Origin of the sequence: Rhizobacter sp. (assembly GCF_031412075.1) — a bacterium.
GTDB lineage: Bacteria > Pseudomonadota > Gammaproteobacteria > Burkholderiales > Burkholderiaceae_C > Rhizobacter.
This window is the reverse complement of sequence record NZ_JANOCG010000229.1, coordinates 1-2,136: the sequence shown is the minus strand read 5'-3', so window position 1 is coordinate 2,136 and position 2,136 is coordinate 1. Positions and strand designations below refer to the sequence as shown.

Sequence of the window (2,136 nt, the reverse complement as noted above, 5' to 3'; positions counted from 1 at the left end):
GTTCGTCAAGGTCTTCCCCAACGAGTACAAGCGCGCCCTGGGTGAGATGAACGCGGCCAGACAAGCCGGCGACACCATTGCCAAGGCGAAGGCCGCAGACAAGCCCGCCGGCAAGAGCCGCGCAAAGGCCTGAACACACGACGCGAAGGATCACACAGCATCATGGGAAAAGTCACCGGCTTCATGGAGTACGAGCGAGTGGAAGAGGGCTACGAGCCCGTCCAGAAGCGCGTCAAGAACTACAACGAATTCGTCATCGGCCTGAAGGAAGACGAAGCCAAGGTCCAGAGCGCCCGCTGCATGGATTGCGGCACGCCGTTTTGCAACAACGGCTGCCCGGTCAACAACATCATTCCCGACTTCAACGACCTGGTGTACCGCGGTGACTGGAAGAACGCGATCGAGGTGCTTCACTCGACCAACAACTTCCCCGAGTTCACCGGCCGCATCTGCCCCGCGCCTTGCGAGGCGGCCTGCACGCTGAACGTGAACGACGACGCGGTCGGCATCAAGAGCATCGAGCACGCCATCATCGACCGCGCCTGGGCCGAAGGTTGGGTGCAGCCGCGCCTGCCCAAACAGAAGACGGGCAAAAAGATCGCCGTGGTCGGCTCCGGCCCGGCGGGTTTGGCGGCAGCGCAGCAGCTCGCGCGTGTCGGCCACGACGTGACGGTGTTCGAGAAGAACGACCGCATCGGTGGCCTGCTGCGCTACGGCATCCCCGACTTCAAGATGGAGAAGTTGCACATCGATCGCCGTGTCGACCAGATGAAGAAGGAAGGCGTGAGTTTCCGCACCGGTGTGATGGTCGGCAAGTTGCCCGAGGGCAGCAAGGTCACCAACTGGGCGAACGAGACCATCGACCCGGCTCAGCTCAAGAAAGACTTCGACGCCGTGATCCTGGCCGGCGGTGCCGAGCAGTCACGCGACCTGCCGGTGCCGGGGCGTGATCTCGATGGTGTGCACTTCGCGATGGAGTTCCTGCCGCAGCAGAACAAGGTCAACGCCGGCGACAAGTTCAAGGACCAGCTGCGCGCCGATGGCAAACACGTGATCGTGATCGGCGGTGGCGACACCGGCAGCGACTGCGTGGGCACAAGCAACCGCCACGGTGCCAAGAGCGTGACGCAGTTCGAGCTGTTGCCGATGCCTCCCGAGCAAGAGAACAAGCCGCTGGTCTGGCCCTACTGGCCCACCAAGCTGCGCACGAGCTCGAGCCACGAAGAGGGCTGCGAGCGCGAGTTCGCCATCGCCACCAAGGAGTTCATCGGTGGTGAGGGCAAGGACAAGGGCAAGCTCAAAGCCTTGAAGGCCGTGCGCGTGGAGTGGCAGGGCGGCAAGATGGTCGAAGTGGCAGGCACCGAGCAGATCTTGCCGGCCGACATGGTGCTGCTGGCCATGGGTTTCGTGAACCCGGTGGCAAGCGTGATCGATGCCTTTGGTGTCGACAAGGATGCGCGTGGCAATGCCAAGGCGGGCACCGATTTCATCGGTGGCTATGCCACCAACGTCGAGAAGGTGTTTGCAGCGGGTGACGTGCGCCGCGGCCAGTCGCTCGTGGTCTGGGCCATCCGCGAAGGGCGCCAGGCGGCACGGGCGGTGGATGAGTTCTTGATGGGGGCGAGCGACCTGCCGCGCTGAGGCCGAGAAAGCGAAGCGGTATCAACTCGCAATGAAAAAGGGGCCCATGTGGGCCCCTTTTGTTTTGCTGCCACTCTCGACGGGATGCAGCAAGCTGTCTCGTTGCATCCTGCGGTCATGGCTTTCGATCAGTCAGCCACCGGGATCTCTCGCCAATTCATTCGGCGGAGGCCCAGCCCGGTTGCCTTGCGGAACTCGATCTCAATTATGCGACCGTCGCTTGTTTCGGCGATGCCCCTCGCCCCCGTGCGAGTTCCTGCGGGATCGTTCGTGCCGGGCACTTGATTCACGATCTGGGTGCCGAGCACGATGCCGTCGACTGGGATGAAGCTCTGCCTGACGGCGGCGCTTGCATTCGGCCCGTTCGGGTCGATGTCATACAGCATGCTCTGTCCGGTGGAGAACGTCAGCCCGTAGATTCGGCTACGGCCATTCGGCAGGCACACATCGGCATTGGTCATCAGGATGGAGGTGAAGAGCACCAAGGGGGCATAT

At 62.7% G+C, this 2,136-nt stretch carries 2 protein-coding genes; one reads left to right on the top strand and one right to left on the bottom strand.

Annotated features, from left to right (window positions below; translation table 11 throughout):
• The first annotated feature begins 162 nt into the window (after positions 1-162).
• Complete coding sequence (locus tag RMO40_RS08050; RefSeq protein ID WP_309718808.1) at positions 163-1,641, top strand: glutamate synthase subunit beta; 1,479 nt, start codon at positions 163-165, stop codon at positions 1,639-1,641.
• A 128-nt stretch (positions 1,642-1,769) separates the two neighbouring features.
• On the opposite strand, the gene RMO40_RS08045 is transcribed toward RMO40_RS08050, so the two are convergent.
• On the bottom strand, positions 1,770-2,136 hold a 367-nt coding region (locus RMO40_RS08045; RefSeq protein WP_309718803.1), incomplete at its 5' end, for a hypothetical protein.